This is a genomic window from Acidobacteriota bacterium (assembly GCA_033549365.1).
Lineage (GTDB): Bacteria > Acidobacteriota > Aminicenantia > Aminicenantales > Saccharicenantaceae > JAWSUF01.
Genome location: JAWSUF010000005.1, coordinates 33,630 through 51,966, shown reverse-complemented (window position 1 = coordinate 51,966; position 18,337 = coordinate 33,630). Strand labels below are relative to the sequence as shown.

Annotated in this window: 27 protein-coding genes; 17 read left to right on the top strand and 10 right to left on the bottom strand. The window is 57.1% G+C overall.

Going from position 1 to position 18,337, the window contains the following annotated elements:
- Positions 1-109: 109 nt before the first annotated feature.
- The 7 genes from SCM96_08775 to SCM96_08745 form a co-directional block, all read right to left on the bottom strand.
- A complete protein-coding gene (locus SCM96_08775) occupies positions 110-1,411 on the bottom strand; it encodes a hypothetical protein (protein MDW7760718.1) in 1,302 nt (433 codons plus the stop codon).
- A 15-nt stretch (positions 1,412-1,426) separates the two neighbouring features.
- A complete protein-coding gene (locus SCM96_08770) occupies positions 1,427-2,722 on the bottom strand; it encodes a hypothetical protein (protein MDW7760717.1) in 1,296 nt (431 codons plus the stop codon).
- Positions 2,723-3,030: 308 nt separating this feature from the next.
- On the bottom strand, positions 3,031-3,345 hold the full coding sequence (locus SCM96_08765) for a YbjQ family protein (protein MDW7760716.1): 315 nt from the start codon (positions 3,343-3,345) through the stop codon (positions 3,031-3,033).
- Positions 3,342-3,794 carry a zf-HC2 domain-containing protein gene (locus tag SCM96_08760; protein MDW7760715.1) on the bottom strand — a complete coding sequence of 151 codons (453 nt, stop codon included), beginning with the start codon at positions 3,792-3,794 and terminating at the stop codon, positions 3,342-3,344. The genes SCM96_08765 and SCM96_08760 overlap by 4 nt, the downstream gene beginning before the upstream one ends.
- On the bottom strand, positions 3,791-4,408 hold the full coding sequence (locus tag SCM96_08755; GenBank protein MDW7760714.1) for a sigma-70 family RNA polymerase sigma factor: 618 nt from the start codon (positions 4,406-4,408) through the stop codon (positions 3,791-3,793). Before SCM96_08755 ends, SCM96_08760 begins: the two co-directional genes overlap by 4 nt.
- A 55-nt stretch (positions 4,409-4,463) precedes the next feature.
- A complete protein-coding gene (rlmB, locus tag SCM96_08750) occupies positions 4,464-5,210 on the bottom strand; it encodes a 23S rRNA (guanosine(2251)-2'-O)-methyltransferase RlmB (GenBank protein ID MDW7760713.1) in 747 nt (248 codons plus the stop codon).
- Between the two features lie 96 nt (positions 5,211-5,306).
- A complete protein-coding gene (locus SCM96_08745; protein MDW7760712.1) occupies positions 5,307-6,026 on the bottom strand; it encodes a DUF4412 domain-containing protein in 720 nt (239 codons plus the stop codon).
- Positions 6,027-6,146: 120 nt separating this feature from the next.
- On the opposite strand from SCM96_08745, the gene SCM96_08740 reads away from it, so the two are divergent.
- The 3 genes from SCM96_08740 (at position 6,147) to SCM96_08730 (ending at position 9,566) form a co-directional block, all read left to right on the top strand.
- Positions 6,147-7,412, top strand: coding sequence for a hypothetical protein (locus SCM96_08740; protein ID MDW7760711.1), 1,266 nt, complete (start codon positions 6,147-6,149; stop codon positions 7,410-7,412).
- A 599-nt stretch (positions 7,413-8,011) separates the two neighbouring features.
- Positions 8,012-8,650, top strand: a complete 639-nt coding sequence (locus tag SCM96_08735; GenBank protein MDW7760710.1) for a Crp/Fnr family transcriptional regulator — start codon at positions 8,012-8,014, stop codon at positions 8,648-8,650.
- Between the two features lie 88 nt (positions 8,651-8,738).
- Positions 8,739-9,566: a 4Fe-4S dicluster domain-containing protein gene (locus SCM96_08730; protein ID MDW7760709.1), complete on the top strand. Its 828-nt coding sequence runs from the start codon at positions 8,739-8,741 to the stop codon at positions 9,564-9,566.
- A 152-nt stretch (positions 9,567-9,718) separates the two neighbouring features.
- Here the strand turns inward: SCM96_08730 and SCM96_08725 are convergent, their stop codons facing one another.
- Both SCM96_08725 and SCM96_08720 read right to left on the bottom strand, forming a co-directional pair.
- Positions 9,719-10,078 carry a type II toxin-antitoxin system VapC family toxin gene (locus tag SCM96_08725; protein ID MDW7760708.1) on the bottom strand — a complete coding sequence of 120 codons (360 nt, stop codon included), beginning with the start codon at positions 10,076-10,078 and terminating at the stop codon, positions 9,719-9,721.
- 2 nt (positions 10,079-10,080) lie between these two features.
- Positions 10,081-10,278 carry a type II toxin-antitoxin system VapB family antitoxin gene (locus SCM96_08720; GenBank protein ID MDW7760707.1) on the bottom strand — a complete coding sequence of 66 codons (198 nt, stop codon included), beginning with the start codon at positions 10,276-10,278 and terminating at the stop codon, positions 10,081-10,083.
- A 204-nt stretch (positions 10,279-10,482) separates the two neighbouring features.
- Here SCM96_08720 and SCM96_08715 point away from each other — a divergent pair, with 204 nt between their 5' ends.
- Entirely contained in the window at positions 10,483-10,914 is a 432-nt protein-coding gene (locus tag SCM96_08715) for a pyridoxamine 5'-phosphate oxidase family protein (protein MDW7760706.1), read from the top strand.
- A gap of 3 nt (positions 10,915-10,917) precedes the next feature.
- Here SCM96_08715 and SCM96_08710 read toward each other — a convergent pair whose 3' ends face one another.
- Positions 10,918-11,553 (bottom strand): cyclase family protein, encoded by a 636-nt coding sequence (locus SCM96_08710; GenBank protein ID MDW7760705.1) that lies wholly within the window; start codon positions 11,551-11,553, stop codon positions 10,918-10,920.
- Between the two features lie 111 nt (positions 11,554-11,664).
- Between SCM96_08710 and SCM96_08705 the strand changes: the two genes are divergently transcribed.
- The 13 genes from SCM96_08705 to SCM96_08645 all read left to right on the top strand — a co-directional run bounded on the left by SCM96_08705 (position 11,665) and on the right by SCM96_08645 (position 18,332).
- Complete coding sequence (locus SCM96_08705; protein MDW7760704.1) at positions 11,665-11,883, top strand: ribbon-helix-helix domain-containing protein; 219 nt, start codon at positions 11,665-11,667, stop codon at positions 11,881-11,883.
- Complete coding sequence (locus SCM96_08700) at positions 11,873-12,157, top strand: type II toxin-antitoxin system RelE/ParE family toxin (protein ID MDW7760703.1); 285 nt, start codon at positions 11,873-11,875, stop codon at positions 12,155-12,157. The genes SCM96_08705 and SCM96_08700 overlap by 11 nt, the downstream gene beginning before the upstream one ends.
- Before the next feature lie 20 nt (positions 12,158-12,177).
- Positions 12,178-13,335 carry a 6-bladed beta-propeller gene (locus SCM96_08695; protein MDW7760702.1) on the top strand — a complete coding sequence of 386 codons (1,158 nt, stop codon included), beginning with the start codon at positions 12,178-12,180 and terminating at the stop codon, positions 13,333-13,335.
- Between the two features lie 11 nt (positions 13,336-13,346).
- A complete protein-coding gene (locus SCM96_08690) occupies positions 13,347-13,466 on the top strand; it encodes a hydrolase (protein MDW7760701.1) in 120 nt (39 codons plus the stop codon).
- A 241-nt stretch (positions 13,467-13,707) separates the two neighbouring features.
- Positions 13,708-13,920: a hypothetical protein gene (locus SCM96_08685; GenBank protein ID MDW7760700.1), complete on the top strand. Its 213-nt coding sequence runs from the start codon at positions 13,708-13,710 to the stop codon at positions 13,918-13,920.
- 43 nt (positions 13,921-13,963) lie between these two features.
- The gene (locus SCM96_08680; protein ID MDW7760699.1) at positions 13,964-15,562 is read left to right on the top strand and encodes a radical SAM protein; all 1,599 of its coding nucleotides are present in this window, start codon (positions 13,964-13,966) and stop codon (positions 15,560-15,562) included.
- An 11-nt stretch (positions 15,563-15,573) separates the two neighbouring features.
- Positions 15,574-16,179, top strand: a complete 606-nt coding sequence (locus SCM96_08675; GenBank protein ID MDW7760698.1) for a hypothetical protein — start codon at positions 15,574-15,576, stop codon at positions 16,177-16,179.
- Between the two features lie 64 nt (positions 16,180-16,243).
- Positions 16,244-16,588 (top strand): nucleotide pyrophosphohydrolase, encoded by a 345-nt coding sequence (locus tag SCM96_08670; GenBank protein ID MDW7760697.1) that lies wholly within the window; start codon positions 16,244-16,246, stop codon positions 16,586-16,588.
- Between the two features lie 102 nt (positions 16,589-16,690).
- A complete protein-coding gene (locus tag SCM96_08665) occupies positions 16,691-16,978 on the top strand; it encodes a nucleotidyltransferase family protein (GenBank protein MDW7760696.1) in 288 nt (95 codons plus the stop codon).
- Complete coding sequence (locus SCM96_08660) at positions 16,975-17,316, top strand: HepT-like ribonuclease domain-containing protein (protein ID MDW7760695.1); 342 nt, start codon at positions 16,975-16,977, stop codon at positions 17,314-17,316. The genes SCM96_08665 and SCM96_08660 overlap by 4 nt, the downstream gene beginning before the upstream one ends.
- Before the next feature lie 151 nt (positions 17,317-17,467).
- Entirely contained in the window at positions 17,468-17,638 is a 171-nt protein-coding gene (locus tag SCM96_08655) for a hypothetical protein (GenBank protein MDW7760694.1), read from the top strand.
- Positions 17,639-17,725: 87 nt separating this feature from the next.
- Positions 17,726-17,959 (top strand): CopG family transcriptional regulator, encoded by a 234-nt coding sequence (locus SCM96_08650; protein MDW7760693.1) that lies wholly within the window; start codon positions 17,726-17,728, stop codon positions 17,957-17,959.
- A 19-nt stretch (positions 17,960-17,978) separates the two neighbouring features.
- Positions 17,979-18,332: a type II toxin-antitoxin system RelE/ParE family toxin gene (locus SCM96_08645; protein ID MDW7760692.1), complete on the top strand. Its 354-nt coding sequence runs from the start codon at positions 17,979-17,981 to the stop codon at positions 18,330-18,332.
- The last annotated feature ends 5 nt before the right edge of the window (positions 18,333-18,337 follow it).

The window sequence follows — 18,337 nt, the reverse complement described above, 5'->3', positions numbered from 1 at the left end:
CTATCCCTCACCGAGGTCAAAGGTATATCACAATTGGAGGAATGTCAAATCGTCATGACCTATTCTTGATCGGCTTTGGAAACGCGTCGTAAAGATTACGGAATCCAGCCTACATGCTGATCGAAAAACCCCGGCTGCCGCTCCCGAAACGGGGGTTGACGACCTGGCTCTTCGTCGAACCGAAAGTGAAGTTCAATCCGGCCGAGGCGTAAGTGTTGTAACCCGTCGCGAGCTGTTTCCGGCGGAGGAGAACATCCTCGTAGGAGGCTCCGCCCCGTGGGAGGGCCAGCTGGTCGCGGACCCGGGTGTAGCCGCCGCTCACACGGAAATTGAGGCCTTTCCAGATCCGAAGGGAGGCCTGCAAACCGATATCGATGCGGTTTTTCGAGAAGTCATGAAGGTAGTGCGAGCCTTCGATCTCGATTCCCGCCGTTCCCCAGGGACGCTTGATTTCGAAGGCCAGTTCCAATGATTCGCGGAACAGGGTTTCGGAGGTCTGGAGGTAGATCGTTTCTTCCGCGTACACGGTGCGCGTGACGCCGATCCGGTAGAGGATCCGGAGCTGCCTTTGGGTGGACTCTGAGTAGGGGAAGACGTTGAATTCGACGGCCGGGGCCGCCGACAGGCCGAACTTGATATTGGAATAGGTCGAGGATTGGGTGCTGAGGAAGGCCCCAACCGACCAGTGTTCGGACAGGCTCTTGACGCCCAGGCCGGAAAAGCCGGTGCCCGAGGATGTGCTGTTATAGATGGAATCTCCGAAGTCGAACCGCGTTGTGTTGATGTTGCCCTGGACGGACGTCCGGAGCTTGAATCCGGGCGTCACGCGATTGGCCGAAAGAGAGCCGTAGCTCATGGTGCTTTTGTAGAGGGTTTCCCCCATGAGAAACATGTTGGCGCTGAGGTTGAAGACCCAGAAGTCCCAGGGGTCGGTGACGGATGTCGGCCTGACCTGATCCTGGAAGCGGACCGTCAGATTTTTGGCGAGGGGTGTTTTTGCGGCGTAGCGCACAAGCCCGAGCTTGAGGAGCCCGGCCAGGTCTTTTCGGGCATCCTCGTTCGTCGCGCCGGGAGGCGATGTGTAGTGCAGCGTGTTTTCGTCGCCCAGAAAGTTTTTCCGGCCGGATAAGGTCAGCCGGAATTCCCGGCCGCCGTCGGACTCCTGAGAGGTCACGGCGGCCAAAACCTGGGCCTCGTCGGGGGAGTCAACGAATTCGGCGAAGGGAATGTCCGAGGCGATCAGAGCCGGGTCGACACCCGGCCAGTCCAGGAAAACCTTGGGCGCGGCGCCGGCCGTGCCGCCGGGTATGACCGATTCGGTTTGAATGTCCGCCGGATGAGCGGCGGACAGGGCCGGGGCGGCGAAAAGAGCCGCGACGGCCGTAACGACGGAGATCATTTTGATTGTCATGTCCGGCTCCTTTCCTCAGTTGATGACGATGTGCATTCCGCCGCTTCCGGTCGATCCGAATCGGGGATTGATGACGTTGGTGAAGATGGATCCGAAGGTGAACTGCAATCCGACGGAGATAAAATGATTGCTCGTCATCGGGAATTCCCGGAGTCTGAGAAGCAGCTCTTCGAAGGTCGGTTCATGGGCGGGGAGAGCGATCTGGTCCTTGATCCAGGAATACCCGCCGAAGACGAAAAGACTCAGGCCCTTGTAGAGGCGAAGGTTGACGATTCCGAAGACGTCCGTGCGGTTACGGCTGAAATCATGGAGAAAGTGACCGCCCGAGGCGCTGACGCTGACCGTCCCCCATTTTTCGCGGAGATCCAGCGTGGCCGAAAGGGATTCCCGGAAGAGCGTTTCCCTGGTTTTTCCGAATATCGTCTCTTCCCGGTACTTGACCGGGCAGATATCCAGGCGGTAGAGGATCCGGAACTGCCGGCGCGTGGATTCCTCATACGGAAAGATGTTGTATTCGATGGCCGGCGCCGCCGCGAAGCGGATGTCGATGTTGCTGTAAAGAGAGGATGAGGCTTCGAGAAACACGCCCGCCGACCAGCGGCGCCCCAGGCTTTTGACGAAAAATCCGTCGGCGTTCCAGCTCGACCAGGATCCGGTGATGTCCTCGCCCTCCACCGTGAAACGCTTTTTTGAAGATTGGTTCGACAGGCCCAGCAGGATCTTGGTCTCCGGAGTCACGCGTCCGGCCGAAAAAGAGAAATTCGCCGTTCGATCCATATAGGATTCCTCGCCCATGAAAAACCCGCTTCCGGACAGACTGAAAAGCCAGGAGTCCCAGCGGTCGAGGTCCGGCCCGGTTTCGGCCGGCCGCCGGTAATCGACGGACATGCGCCGGGCGATGGGAGTGCGGGCGACGTAGCTCATCAGGCCCAGCTTCAGGGCGTTGGTCAGACCGCGCCGGATGTCGTCCGCCGTGTCCGTCGGGTTGGAAAAGTATTTCTGGACGTCGTTGATGTCCTTGAAGGAGTTCTGGCCCAGGAAGGCCAGGGTGTATTCGCGGCCGCCGCCTCCCGTGGTCTGGGTCGTGACCAGGATGTGGACCTGGGCCTCCATGCGGTCCCGGACGTAATTGACGAAGGTGATCTCCGTCTTGATATAGTCGATGTCGCAGGCGGCGCAGTCGAGATAGACCTTTACGGCCGTCTTTTTCAGATCTTCGAGGTCGTTGTCCGGGGTTTGGGCCGGGGCCGGACGGAGAAGGAGAAGAACGCATAAGACCTGGATAAGGATCATCGCGGCGGGCTTCCTCATTCGGCCACTCCTTTGCCGGGGCCGGCTTTTAAGCCTGCCGGCCCTTGAACCTTTGTGAGATAACGCAGCAAATAATGTGCCAGCCGCGCTTCAGGTATTATATACGTTCGGGAGTAAAGAAAAGTTACATGCCGGACAGGAAATAGTCCCATATTCGGAAGAATAAAAATATGTGATATCACCGAAAGCCGGAGAAAAGAAAACGGCTTCCAGGATGTCTGTGCCGCTGAGGGCTCAAAATACGAAAATAAAAACGAGAATGATCACGACAATCAAGAGGATCAGTTTGGACATCGCGGGCGCTCCGTTCACTCCAGGGTGACGGCCGTGCCGTAGGCGATGATCTCGGCCGCGCCCTGCATGATCATCGAGGTCGCGAAACGGACGTTGATGACGGCGTCGGCGCCGAGACCTTCGGCTTCGGCGATCATCCGGTCGATGGCCTGTTCGCGGGATTCGGCCATCATCTTGGTGTAGTCGCGGATTTCGCCTCCGACGAGATTTCTCAGCAGGGCTTTGATATCGCGGCCGAGGTGGCGGGCGCGGATGGTGTTGCCCTTGACGATGCCGAGGGATTTGACGATCGTTTTTCCCGGGACGCTCTCCGTCGTGACCATGATCATTGTTCGATCTCCTTGTAACGTTCGCGCTTGTTGACATAATACCGTTCCCGGACGAGGGACACGATGAGAACGGCCAGCCCGGCCAGAGCAAGAAGAATGCCGGCCTTGACGATCAGGGGGAGCGAGGGGTCGTGGATGAGGCCTTTGACGGCTTCGAAGGCGGCGAAAAAGAGAAGGATCGCGGCTCCCAGAGACAGGAGAATCCAGCCGATCCGCCGCTCCAGACGGTTGTAGACGGACAGCCCGAATCCGCGCCAGGCTTCCTCCGGCGGAGATTTCAAAGCCACCCGGCTCATGACACGCTCGAATTTGTTCATCTCCTCGTACTCCTTTCGGCAGTCCGGACAGGACGCGAGGTGGGCCTCGACGGCCGCTTTCCGGTCTCCGGACAGTTCGCCCTCAAGGTAAGAGGGCATGAGGTCCATGACGGCCTTGTGGTCCAACGTCATCGCGGTTCTCCTTCGGCTTCCCTCCTCATGTATCCGGCCAGGGCTTTTTTCAGCCGGATCCGTGCCCCGTGCAGCGTCGACATGACGGTTCCTTCCGGTTTTCCCAGCATGTGGGCGATCTCGCGGCACGACATGTGCTGGAAATATTTCAGGAGAACCATTTCCCTCGGGTCGATGGGGAGAGCCTGGATTTCCCGCCACAGGACCTCTTTCATCTCCCAGTCCTCCTCGTGGTTTTGGAGAACGGGTTCCCGATCCAGGGGAACGGAAAGGGCGGCCGGCCTGCGGCGCAGGTGGTTGAGCGAGAGATTCTTCACGATCTCGTAGATCCAGGGAAAGAACGGCCGGCTGGGATCATAGCGCCGGATGGATCGATAGGCGCGGACGAAGGCGTCCTGGGCGATGTCCATGGCGTCCTGCTGATTGTGAACGAAGCCCAGGGCGACGGACTGGATCCTCCGCATGTAGGTCTCGACGATCACGTGATAAGCATTTTTGTCGCCCCGGCGGACGCGCTCGAGGGCTTCCTGCTCGGTGAGCGCCGCAGGCGGATTCATGATGCCGGCCGTTTCCGCCGCGGTGTTCGCTTTCCGGGATGCCTGAATGTCCGCCATTTTGATCTCTCATGGGGGTATACACGAAGTCGCGGCATTTCATTCAAGCGGCCGTTCATTTTCCGGTGTTGCGTGTGTGCGTTTTTTGGGTCCGTTGGCGGACGGCCTCGAAAAGAAAAACAGCCGCCGCGGCGGAAATGTTGAGAGAATTGACCCGGCCGAACATGGGGATGGAGAGGAGTTTGTCGCACTTGGCGCGGACGAGAGGGCGGAGGCCCCGCCCCTCCGAGCCGAGGACGATCGCGACGGGGAGGGTATAGTCGAAAGCGTGCCAGGGTTCCCGGGCGCCGCCTTCGCAGCCGACGAGCCAGACGCCGAGCCCGCGGAGCTCGTCCATGGCCTGGGCCAGGTTGGCGACGCGGGCGACCGGAAGGTGTTCCCAGGCGCCGGCCGAAGAGACGGCCGCCGATTCGGTCAGCCCGGCCGACCGGCGTTCAGGAAGAACCACACCTCCGGCACCGGCGCACTCGGCGCTGCGGATGACGGCGCCGATGTTCCGGGGGTCTTCCACGCCGTCGAGGAGAACCAGGAAAGCCGGCGATACGGCCTTGACGGCATCGTCCAGCGAGGCGAAGGCCTTGGGTGCGAGGAAGGCGACGGCGCCCTGGTGGTGCGGCGATATGCGGTCGAGCTTGGCTTTGGGAACCGGAAAGACAGGGACGCGGCACTCCCGGGCCCGCCGGACGATTTCCCCGGTTCGTCCGCGGACGTCGTCCCGGGCGACGAGGATCTTATTGATTCTCCCAGGCTCCGAACGGAGAGCCTCCAGGATGGGATGGATGCGCTCGATCCTGTCCATCATAAATTGCCAAGATCAGGCATAATCTATTCATAAAAAATGCCGTGGCATTTCCGGACATAAGGCATTTTTCTTTCTCGGGCTCGTGAATAGATTATGCTAGCGGCCTTGCATGGAGATAAAGTCTTTTTTGGCATATCCGGCGGGGACGGAATAAACTCCGGCCGGAGGATTCTTTTCGGCGATTTCCACGACCTCGGAGGTCGATCGAATCTTTGAACCCATCATATCCACGACGGTTTCCGAGGCGATCCAGAAGCCCCGGATCTTTTTCATCTCGGCGATGGCTTTTTCGTCGAGCTGGAATTGAGCGGCCAGAAAATTGACCTGCATCTTATCGACATAGGCGTTGAGATCGAAGGGGACGTCGGTCGTGGCCCAGACCGTCATCTTGATCGGCATCATCATGGTGATGTCGACGGCGTAGTTCTGACATTTCCACTGTCCGATGGTCTTTGTCTGCCCGCCCGGCGTGACGGAAACCGACATCTTCAACATGCCCTTGAGCATCCCGGCCATCTCGGGCGGGAAGAGCTTGGACATGTCCAGAGGCAGCTCCGACTCGACATAGGTTTTTTCGGCGTGGTTGATTATGAACATGACATTCTTCTTGAGGTCGACGATGAACCCGGTCTTTTCCTGGATCATGGCGACCTGGTCATTGCCGATCCATTGTTCGGCGATGGAATCCTCGGCCGGCTGGCTCTGTCCCATGATGGAATAGGCGTCCTGATGCATTTTGGTCTTCACGTAGATGTCGGCGTTGGCGAAGGCTGCGACGGCCAGGATAGAGATGAAGATGACAGCGGATTTTTTCACGTGTCCTCCTTGGGGTTTTGCTTTCATTTTATATTATAGTCCAAGCCGGAATCCCGTTCAACGCAATGGGTGAGGCCGAACGCTGGCAATCGGCGGCGAGGTTTGATAAAATCCAAAACCATGAAAAGAACGGCCACCGCCTTCGCCGGAGGATGCCTTGTCGGCGTTCTTCTGGCGACATCGCCGCTTGCGGGGCAACAGGGGTTTCAGCCCTTCGACAAGATCAAGGAGGAAGCCCCCAGGGTCTTTATCGACTGCCACCAGTGCGACATGGATTTCATCCGGCGGGAAATCACCTTCGTCAACTTCATCCGCGAGCGCCAGGCGGCCGATGTCCATGTGCTCATCACCATTCAGGGAACAGGCGGAGGAGGGCGCGAATACACTCTGAATTTCATCGGTAAAAACGGCTATTACGACGTCCACAACACTTTGAAATACGGCTCCTCCCGCACCGACACCGCGGATGCCGAGCGCCGCGGGCTGGTCCGCGTTCTCAAGATGGGACTGGTCCCCTATGCCGCCAAAACGCCGGCCGGCGATTTTCTCAGCGTCAATTTCGACAAAAAGGTGCAGCCGGAGGCCGTGTCCGACGTCTGGGATTTCTGGGTCTTCAACGTCGGCATGAGCGGAAATGTCAGCGGAGAAAAGACGAGAGATTACGCGGCCATGAGCGGGAGCTTTTCCGCAAACCGGGTGACGCCGGCCGCCAAACTGCGGATGGGTCTGTCGGCCGGATACAACCGGAACCGGTTCGAAATCGACGACGATGTCATCGCCGTCACCCAGAACAGCCGGAATCTCAGCGGGCTCTATGTGGTCAGCCTGGACGAGCACTGGTCCGTCGGGTCCTGGTTCTCGCTCCATTCTTCGAGCTACAACAACATCGCCCTGGCCGTCAATCCGGCGCCCGCCGTCGAGTACAATTTCTATCCCTACGATGATTCCACGAGGCGCCAGCTCCGGCTGCTCTACCGCGTCGGCTACAGTTTTCAAAAATACGATGAGGAGACCATTTACGACAAAGTCCAGGAAAATCTTCTGGGACAGACGCTGAGCATGACGCTCGAAATCAAGGAGCCCTGGGGGAATATCAGCTCCTCCATCCAGGGGTCGCATTTCTTTCACGATTTCAGCTTGAACCGGCTGGAGTTCTGGGGCGGGGTGAACCTGCATCTCTTCCGAGGGCTGGCCCTGAGCTTCTCGGGGAATTATTCCCACATTCATGACCAGATCTCGCTGCCCAAGTCGGAAGCGAGCCTCGAGGAGATTCTGCTTTCGCGCCGGGTCCTGGCCACGAACTACCGCTACGGATTCGCGGTGGGGTTGAATTATACGTTTGGGTCGATCTACAGTAATATCGTCAATCCCCGCTTCGGCCGCTGACCCGGAGGATACGTCAAAATGCCGCCGTTGTTTTCTGAATTTCCCCAATTGGCTTTTAGGTCGCCAGTTCGTCAAGCCGCGACTTCAGACGACGATCTGAACATCCGAAGACGGCATTTTGACCCTTCGGGCGAGCCGATCTCACCATTCCGGCTTCGTCGCAGCCCACTCGACGTAGCTCAACTACGCCTTCGTGGGCCGCATCCTTGCCGGAACGGCAATCTCGACTCGCGTATCCTCCGGGTCCCGCTTCACCCTGCGCTCCTTGCATCTGCAGCCGCCTCGTCTCGTGACTATGCCGGGTCCGGAGGATACGTCAAAATGCCGCCGCTGTTTTCTGATTTTCCCCAATTGGCTTTTAGGTCGCCAGTTCGTCAAGCCGCGACTTCAGACGACGATCTCAACGCCCGAATAGGGCATTTTGACCCTTCGGGCGAGCCGATCTCACCGCATCGATTTCGTCCCGGCCTGCTCGACGTAGGTCAACTACGCCTGCGCAGTCCGCTCCTCATCGCTGCGGCAATCTCGACTCGCGTATCCTCCGGGTCCGGAGGATACGTCAAAATGCCGATGTGTTTTTCCGGAATGGGAAGGTGCTGATGTGTGCTTCTGATTCGGATAAAGCCGTCGAGGGCCTGCTTCAGGAGCTGGGCCGGGTGCGCAGCCTGAATGCGGGCGCCGTCCTCTTCGATGCCGGGGACGAGTCGAGAGAGTTTTTCCGCGTCGAAAGCGGCGAGGTGCGCGTATTCCGCATGGATGCCGAAGGCCGGGAGATCGAAATCGTCCGCCTGGGTCCGGGCGACTTTTTCGGCGAGGCGGTCGCTTTCGCCGGTGCGCCCTATCCCGCCTACGCCGCCGCCGTCGGCGAGACGTCGGTTTTGGCCTTCGACCGCAGCCGGGTTCTCGATCGCATCGACGCGGAGCCTGCGGCCGCCCGGTTTTTCATCCGCCTTCTTGCCGAAAAATGCCTGATCCTCAACGCGCGCATCGAGGCTCTCGGTTTGAAAACCGTGCGCCAGCGTCTGGCCCATTTCCTGATCGCGCGCTGTCCGGGCCACGGCGCCTGCCTCGTCGACCTGGAAATCCGGAAGGTCGATCTGGCGAAGCTTCTCGGGACCGTGCCGGAGACGCTGTCGCGGACCCTCAAGCGGATGGAGGACGACGGTCTCATTCGGGTCGACGGTCCCAGGATTCACATTCTCGACTGCCCGGCGCTTCGCTCCGAAAGCTTTTCCTGATATCCCCTGTGCGGCTTGACTTCGGTCAAGGACGGGGATTTCTCTGCGGGCTACAATTTCCTCGCGATACACCGAAAAGGAGGAAAACATGGCCAAGAGAAAGATCATCGAAATCGATAGGGAGGCCTGCAACGGCTGCGGGCTCTGCACGACGGCCTGTGCCGAGGGCGCGCTCGAGCTCGATGCCGAAAACAAGGCGGTCCTTGTCCGGGAGCTTTTCTGCGACGGGATGGGTGCCTGTCTCGACGTCTGTCCGACCGGGGCGCTCAAGATCGTCGAGCGGGAAAGTGAGGCCTACGATCCCCAGGCGACATACGTCCATGTTTTAAAGACCCGGGGGAAAGAGGCGGCGGCCCAGGTGCATGGTGCGGGTCACGGCGGGGCTCATTCGGGCGGTCATGCCGGGGTCCACGGCGGCGCGGGCCATGGTGCGCCCGGTGTGCCTGCGGCTTTTCGGGGTTGCCCGGGAAGCATGGCCTGCGAGATCCCCGCGGATGCGGCGCCCGCCGAAGATAAAGAAGGCTCGGTGGCGTCCCAGCTCAGCCAGTGGCCGATCCAGCTTCATCTCGTCTCGCCGTTTGCACCGTATTTCAAGAACAGCGATCTCCTCATTGCGGCCGACTGCACGGCCTTCGCCCTCGGGAGTTTTCACCAGGACCTGCTCAAGGGGAAGAAGCTGGCCATCGCCTGTCCCAAGCTCGACGACAAGGAAGGTTACATCGAGAAGCTGGCCGAGATCATCCGCCGGAACGAACTCAAGTCCCTGGCCGTGGCCGTGATGACCGTGCCCTGCTGTTCCGGCCTTCTGCATATCGTCCGCCGGGCCGTCGAGGCTTCAGGCGTCGATATTCCTGTTCGTGAAGTCATCGTCGACATCCGCGGCTCGATTGCACAAGACGGCATCATGGCCGTATAAAAAGAAGTTGTTGCTTGGCTTTGGGAAATTTCACAAAACGCTTAAGATCCTGTTTTTTCTTCAGGCTTAGGAAACCCTTAGACACACGTTTTTTGGGCTAAAAAGCGCATTTTCAGGTCCGAGAATGACTTGAGGCTAATGCCAAGCAACCCTCACTGGCAGGGGATATCGAGCGATTCGGCCGCGGCGGAGAGTTTCCGATCCTGTGTCCATAGGGAACAGCCGGACAAGAGCGCGGAAGCCAGAAGGTGCATGTCGATATAGCCGAGACCTTTCCCCATGAGCCGGTGCGTCTCGATGAGCGCCATGACTTCATCATGGCCCGCGACCTCCGCGGAGTGGAGTTCGGCGAGGAGACCCAAAATTTCTTTTCTGTTTTTGAAGTTTCCGCAAGCCAGCTCGCCGATGATCATGGGGTGGCAGACGACATCTCCCTTGTGCAGGCGTTCGCGGAGGCTGGGGAGGTCGTCGCGGAAATGCGCCACCCAGACGGAGGTGTCCACAAGCACCATGGTTAAGCTTCCGGGGGTCTTCGCCGCGGAACAGGCCGGAGAGCTTTCTCGGTTCCGCCGAGCCGAGCCAACCGCCGTCCGCTTTCGAGCGCGATGAGCGCTTCAAGGCCCATCCGGACGAGTGCCGTTTTCTCCTCGACCTTGGTCAGAGCCGCGGCTTTTTCCAGAAGCCCCCGGTCAATATTGATCGTCGTTCTCATATGCATAGATATGCACATATAAGGCATCCTTGTCAAGCGGGGCCGCCGTGTGTCCGCAGCGCGGCTTTCCCCGATTTATATGACGATTCGCGATGTCCGGACGTCTCGCATCCCGCCGCCGGATCCTCGGAGGCGGCTTGACGCGAACATTCGCCCGTTGTACGATTCAGCCGGATTCGGCACTTTATCGACGGGAGGATGACGATGACGGACATGACGTTAAAGCGCCTTCTGTCCGGCCAGAATCTGGGCGTTCTGGCGACGATGGGGGATGAGTATCCGTACACCTCGCTCGTGGGCTTTGCGGCGACCGAAGACCTCAAGAGCCTGGTTTTCGCGACCCTGAAGCCGACACGCAAGTATGCCAACCTCAGAAAACATCCGAAGATATCGATCCTCATCAACAGCGGCCGGAACAGTGCCGAGGATTTCCGGGACGCCGCCTCCGTGACCGTTCTCGGGCGCGCTTCGGACGCCGAGGGAGACGAGCGAGACTCGCTGCAGAGGATTTTCCTTTCGAAGTTTCCGTTCCTGGAGGATTTCGTCCGCGATCCGGCCTGCGTCCTCGTCAAGGTCGATGTCGAAAAGTTCATCGTGGTGACCCGATTCCAGGACGTCCGGGAATTCGAACCGTGATTATCAAAAAAAGGCGACGGCGCGGACGGGTGAGCCGTCGCCGCCTGAGATCTTGAGCGGCAGGCACGAGAAAGAGAAATCCTTTCCGATCAGTGAATCGAGGCCGGTCAGATTTTCGATGAGAATGAAGCCCGAGCCCATAAGCGTCTTATGGACGGGAAGAGCCGTCGAGCCCATCTCATCGACCGAAATGGCGTCGACGCCCACGCCTTTGAGCTTGAATCCAGCAAGCCAAACGGCGGCCTCAGCAGATAGAACCGGGAAACCCTCGAAGTATGCCGGCCGCCCCCAGCGCCGGGCCCACCCGGTGTGAAAGAGCGCGAAATCGACGGTGGCGATGCGCGCCTTTTCCTTTTCCAGGTCGGCGATTTCGATCGTTCCCCCAACCCTGTGCGAGACGTCCACAACAAGGCCCGGCCCGATAAAATGCCCGATCTCCAGGTCGTCCAGAGTCGCGACCCCCGGCAGAATGTGTCCGGGGGCGTCGATGTGGGTTCCCGTATGGGAATAGAGGCTGAGGAGCTTTTCTGCGAAGCCGTTCTCCGCGACGGTGTTGGCCTCGACGATGCGCGGCGGCTTTGTGCCCGGGTAAACCGGCATTGATTCGGAAAGGGCGTGGGTCAGGTCGATGACGGTCATGATCACCGCGCATTAAAACGCAATTCCCCCGCGAATGCAACCCGCCGTGCTATCCTTGACAAATGAACTACAACGCATACAATATAATACAATATAGTCAGGAGACATCATATGAACACAGTGATATCGGTCAGGCTTCCCAAGGAATTATCCGAGCAACTGGAAAGCATCGCCCGAGAAACGGAGAGGCCCCGCTCTTTCATCATTCAGAAAGCGCTGGAGTCCTATATCGAGGATTATGCGGATCTGCAGATCGCCCTCGATCGACTCCACGACAAATCCGATCCCATGATTTCCGGAAAAGAGCTGAGGAAATCCCTTGGCTTATAACATCGTTTACAAAAGGTCTGTCCGGCGCGACCTCGGAAAATTATCAAAATCGGAAGCCGGCCGCATCCTCGACCAAATCGAGAGTGAACTCTTAAAAAAACCGGAATCTTATCCCGCCCTGAAGGGCCGGTATGCCGGGCTTCGCAAGTTTCGCGTGGGAGATTACCGGGTCATATATGCCATGCTGGGGGAACAGATCCTTATCTTGAGGATCGGACACAGAAAGAATGTTTATAAAGGCGATGTTTCTCAAGTAAAACCTATCAATGAATGAGTTCTCTGGGGAGGTCGGCCATGTCGGGTTATGTTAAAGGGGGGATGATCGCATTTTGTATCGCGGGGCTTTTCGGATGTCATGGAAGCGACCCCATTATGCGGTCTTTCGAAAACGGCACGGAAATCATTGAAAATCCCGTGCGATCTCCGATGGATGCTTCGCCCATCCTGACTCCCTACATGGAGATCTCCCAGCAGAGAGCCGATCTTGTTCAATACGGCATGAGATCCATGGGGGAGTTCGTTGTCGATGACGAGGGAAACATCTATGTCGTTGGATATAAGAATGAGAGAGACCACTTCTACAAGCTTGACGCTTCCGGCGAATTCGTTTTGTCTTTCGGTGCAAGCGGACAGGGCCCGGGAGAACTGGAGATGCCGCTGAGGCCGACGGTATACAAGACCCGAATCTATGTGACGGTCCGAAAGAACAAGCTTGTCGTTTACGGAACCGATGGCAAATTCATTGAAGAGCGAAGACTTCCCTTTGGCGTGGACACGGCGGAGCCTCTCCCGGAAGGCCGCTTTCTGCTCTACGGTTTCGATTCGAGCGCTCAGCCGGAACCGGATAATTCTCATTATGCTCTTTTCATCACCGATTCGGATTTCAATGAGATCAAGCGGTTGGATACCAATAAGTGGTATTTTGGCGGGGACAAATATCCGCCGTTCTTCATGTGGAGCATCACGAAAGACCGCATCTTCGTCGTCAACGAGGAGCGGAACTATGAAATCCGGGTTTTCGATTTTTCAGGAAACCTTGTGCAAAAGATAAGAAAGGCCTTCCTTCCCCAGGAAGCGGATTCCGTCGTTCGAGAAGGAATCCTGGGGCCGCAACATTCGGACCCATCGCTTCATAAAGGCTATATTCCGTCTCCTCTGCCGTGCATGAAGTTCTTTATCGCCGACGAAGAGGGACGACTGCTTGTCATGACTTACGAACGCGGCCGGGGCGCGAAGAGCTTTATCTACGATGTTTTTGATTCCAACGGAGACTTGATCGGGCACATGGATCTCGATCTGGAATGGGCCGGCCGATACTTCGGCCCCCAAATATTCGTCATGAAAAACGGCTTGTTTTATCGCTACGATACGGATGACGAAGGCTATAATATTTTGAAAATCGACAAAATCCGATGGCCGGGCGACGGACCGCCTTCGCCTTCGTCATCATAAAAAGGCTATAATTGTCGTCGGCTGATTATGAAGGAGGAAACCCCATGAGCAAGTCCAATCCCGATGAGTGCTGTCCGAAATGCGCGAAGAAGTACGGCAAGAACTATGTGGCCATCCTGGCGCAGATCTGATACGCAGAAAAGCATCTTCAGATTCGCCGCCGTTAGCGCTTCGGCGCTCATCCTCCTTCTCTCCGGATGGACCTGCCGCGGCCGAGGCGGTCATGCGCATCCTCGACCGCTATGGCGATGACATTCTGAATTTACAATAAAGCCCCCGCGTCTGCGACTAAACGGATAGAACGGCTGGACAAAAAAGGGGCGAAACCTGATTCGTGCGAATAATCCGATTATTTTATAAAGGAGGCCTATCATGCCGAGAATCGGAGAAAGGATGCCGGGTTTCAACATTTCGCACTTAGTCGGGCCCGTGGCCGATCCCGGACCCGATGTGCTGCTGGACAAAGTCGGCCTGGTCAGGATCAAGCTCGAAATGCTGAATCAGAACATCATCGATCTGAAAAACCAGATCAAGATTGCCGAGATCTACCGCGATATGCTCAAGGCGCAGTACAAGCTCAAGTAATCCGAGCGTCCGGCGCAAATCCAGGAACCGGGACGATTCCCCGATGTTGAAGTCCGGCCGAGGCGTTGTTCTGATCGGCTTTGAAGATCAGGAAAACCTGGGGTTGCGCGGGATTGCAGCGCATCTCCAAAAACACGGTATCGGCGCCGCCGTGGTGCCCTTTAATCTGCCGAAGACCCGGATTCTCTCTGAAATCCGGAAGGCCAAACCCGCAATCGTCGGATTCTCCCTTATCTTCCAGCGCTTTTTCTTCGATTTCAGAGATCTCATCGCCTACCTAAGAGACAAGGGCATCTCGGCTCATTTCACCATGGGCGGTCACTTCCCCAGCATGGACTATCGGGAAACCCTCGAGAATATTCCCGGACTGGATTCGGTCGTTCGTTTCGAAGGCGAGGAGACGCTGGTTGAGTTATGCCGGAAAATCGCTGAACCGGATGAATGGGCCGCGATCCGGGGACTCGCGTTTCGCCGGAACGGCCGGCTAGAGGTCAACCCCCCGCGCCCGCTCATCGCCGACCTCGATTCTCTACCCTTACCTCTCCGAGACAAAAAAATGGCATCGCATCGCGGCCTCGGCGTCCGTTCGATCCTGGCGAGCCGGGGATGTTACCACAACTGCAGCTTCTGCAGCATTCATCAGTTCTACAGGGAGCCGCCAGGTCCTCTGCGTCGGACCCGTTCCCCCTCCCATGTTGTCCGGGAAATGGAAGCGTTGTTTCACGATTGCCATGCGCGTGTCTTCATCTTTCAGGATGACGACTGGTTCATGAAAGGCCGTGCCCATGCAGCCTGGATCGAGGATTTTATCGGCGCCCTTGAGAGGTCTTCCATCCGGGAACAGGTGGCGTGGCGCATATCCTGCCGGATCGACGATCTCCGGGCGGATCTCCTCGGAAAGATGAAGGATGCCGGGTTGCTGTGCGTTTACCTCGGCATCGAATCCGGAAATGACCGGGGATTGCAGGTTTTCAACAAACATTTCACCGTGGATGATGTTCACCGCGCGATCGAACTTCTTCGTCATGTCGGCATGCCGTTCGAGTTCGGCTTCATGATCTTCGATCCGGAAAGCACGTTCAAGACCGTTCTCGAGAACATCCGGTTTCTAGAGCGAATCACGGAAGACGGCCGGACGATCGCCGGATTCAGCAAGATGGTTCCCTACGCCGGCACGGCCATCGCCGCGAAACTGAAGGAGGAGGGCCGCCTGAAAGGGACGATCGCATCGCCCGACTATGGTTTTCGTGATCCCCGCCTGGATGCGCTGCAGCTTATCGCGTCGCGGACTTTCAATTACCGCAATTTCGACCGCGAAGGTCTTGTCGAGCGGCTTCGCCTGGCCAAGTTCGACGTCCTGATTCTCAGGAAGTTCTTCCCGAATCGCCAAGATGCTGAGGTTTACGGTGCTGAAGTCGGGAATCTGATCCGGCGGAGCAACGCCGCGGCTCTGGAATGTTTTTCCCTGATGGCCGAGTTCATGAAGACCCGGACTGAAGACGAAATCTATGCCCTTTGGCCTTTCCTGGAAACCCTTCGGCAGGAAGAGCATGAAACCGAAGACCGAATTGCTTCGCAGCTGGATCGGCTGGAATCCTCTTTTCGGGACGCCGGAGATCCGGCTAGAATCAATTTTGAATAGGAGGCGGCATCATGGACTCACTTGAAATCGGCCGATGGGTGATGATCGTATTGGGGGCTGCGGTGATTGTCAGCGTGATTGTTTCGGGGGCCCATCGCAACCGGAATCCCGTCGCCATGTTGCTTTTTGGAGTCCTTTTGCTGGGCATCGGCACCTTCGGGATGGAATTCATGCCGAGGTACTCCGAATGGCTGAAAGTGATCAAGGCCATGGTCGATTCCCCGAGCATCGAAACCTATCAGGTCTTTTTCGACAAAGTCGCCGAAGAGAAGCTTCCGTCCGAGGTCGCGGACATCGGCATCAACTTCGTCGTCAACCATCAGGTCGACGGCATGGAGTTCATTCTCGCCCGGGCCATCGCCGAAACCCCGCCGGAATCTCAAGGCCGAAGAGATCTTGAGCGGACACTCGAGGCCTTAAGAGGACGCCAGGCGGCGGTGGATCAGCTGCTGCAGGCGGCGCCGAGTCCGGAGACGGCGCGGGAATTCGATTCGTCGATGCGAGAGTTGCTCTACCGGAGCATGCGACTTGTTCCCCCGCACAAACTTCAGGAGTTCGGGATCGATCCGGCCGCGATCAATCAATACAAACCGCCGCCCAAAAAAAGACCCCAATAGGATTGTTCAAGCGTCCTTTATTCTTTTCTTGAACCCCCGCCCTGATTGGCCGATAATATCCCCGATGGACGACCTCATCGCCAAGCTCCGGGCCTTCGCCGCCGAAAGGGACTGGGACCAGTTTCACTCTCCAAAAAATCTGGCGATGGCACTTGCCGTCGAAGCCGCCGAACTCCTCGAACACTTTCAATGGCTGACCGAGGAGGAAAGCCGCACCCTCGACCCCGAAAGGTTGGCGAAGGTCCGCGAGGAAATCGGCGATGTCCAGCTTTACCTGGCCCGGCTGGCCGACAAGCTCGGCCTGTCTCCGATCGACGCCGCCCGCGACAAGCTCGAAATCAACCGCCGCAAGTATCCCCCGGAGAAGGCCCGGGGCAATGCCGTCAAATCGACCGATTTCGAAAAGTAAGTTTTTCGGCTGGATGAAGCCGTCTTCTCTCGTAATTCCTGTTGTTGCAAGGGAAGGGAATTTCAGGATACACTGATTTTGGTCGAGACAGAGGAAACCAAGATGACCATCGATATTCTTCGCATGAAACGCGACGATGTGCTTGCCATAGCTCAAAAACATGGCGTGACGTCGATTAAGGTGTTTGGTTCGGCCGTCCGGGGAGAGGATTCAGCGGACAGCGACATTGATCTGCTCGTTACCACGGGTCCTGAAGTCAGTCCTTGGTTCCCGGCCGGACTGATCCTCGACCTTGAGCAACTTCTTGACCGGCGTGTCGATATCGTTACGGAATCAGGAGTCAACGCGAATATTCGAGATCATGTCTTCTCCGAGGCGGTTGCATTGTGAAACGCGACAGCACCTATCTGCGATATATCCTCGAAACAATCACCCGTATCGAATATGCTGTCAGCGGGGGCAAAGACCTCTTCATCAAATCAACGGTGCATCAGGATGCCGTCCTCCGCAATCTTCATACGATGACCGAGACAACGCAGCGCCTATCCGCGGCGCTGAAGTCGTCGTATCCAAAGGTCGAGTGGGCCTCTTTAGCGGCTTTTCGCAACGTTCTCGTGCATAACTACCTGGGCCTTGATATTGAGTTGATCTGGCAAGTCGCGACGACTGATGTCCCAAGTTTCAAGAAACAGGTCGAACGAATGCTCGATAACATCAACGAGACATAGCTGCCAAGCCGATCGAGCAGCCGGCCCGTCTCTTTGGGGTCGCTTAGCGATCGATTCAAAGAAAACCGACAAGCCCGATCTCGCCTATTTTAATCAAGAACGGGTCGGTTGAAGGTCAGTCCGTCAAAAAAAAACAGGAAAGGGTTGACAGGTGGCATCGCAAAGCCTGAGACTTCCTGATGAATTGAATAAAAGGCTTTCCGCCCTGGCTCTAAAAACGCGGAGGACGAAAAGCTCCTTTATCCTGGAATTGCTGGAAAATTCGCTGGAAGATCTTGAGGACGGCTATATCGCCCACAGAAAAGATGTCTATCGAAGATAGCCTGATCGATCCGCCATGTGCTCGGGCAGCAGAAAGTGGCCTTGACGTTGTGACGTCATAGCATTAAAATGCCTAAGGAGGCGGAATATGACTGAAACTTCGAAACGTTCCACAATTTACTTTGAGCCCGAACTTCATCATGCCCTGCGTATCAAGGCCGCCCATACGCGACAAACGCTTTCAGATATTGTCAACGATGCCGTGCGTCAAGCTCTTCGGGAGGATCAAGAGGATTTGGCTGCATTTGAAGAACGTGCCCATGAGCCGCTGATTTCGTACGAGGAGCTTTTGAAGAATCTGAAGGCCCATGGGAAGATATAAACTTGCCTTCAGGAACTCTGTGGCCGGAGATCTTCGGGCGCTCCCTAAAAAAGATGTGACGCGCATTCTGAAAAGAATCGAAAAAATTGCAGAGAATCCTCGAGGCCGGGGTTGCCAAAAACTCACGGAACAGGAGCTCTACCGTGTGCGGCAGGGCGATTATCGCATCATCTATGAGATCAAGGATGATGCCCTTATCGTCGTTGTCGTTAAAGTCGGACATCGCCGGGATGTTTACCTGATCTATTCACGAGTCGAGGCGGCTGCAGATGCAAGGCGCCAAGATCGACCTGCTGACGGAAAACCCGAAGGTGTCGTTTTGCGCCGTCGGCAGAACCGAGGTCCAGCCCGCACAGTTCGCGACGAAGTATGAGAGCG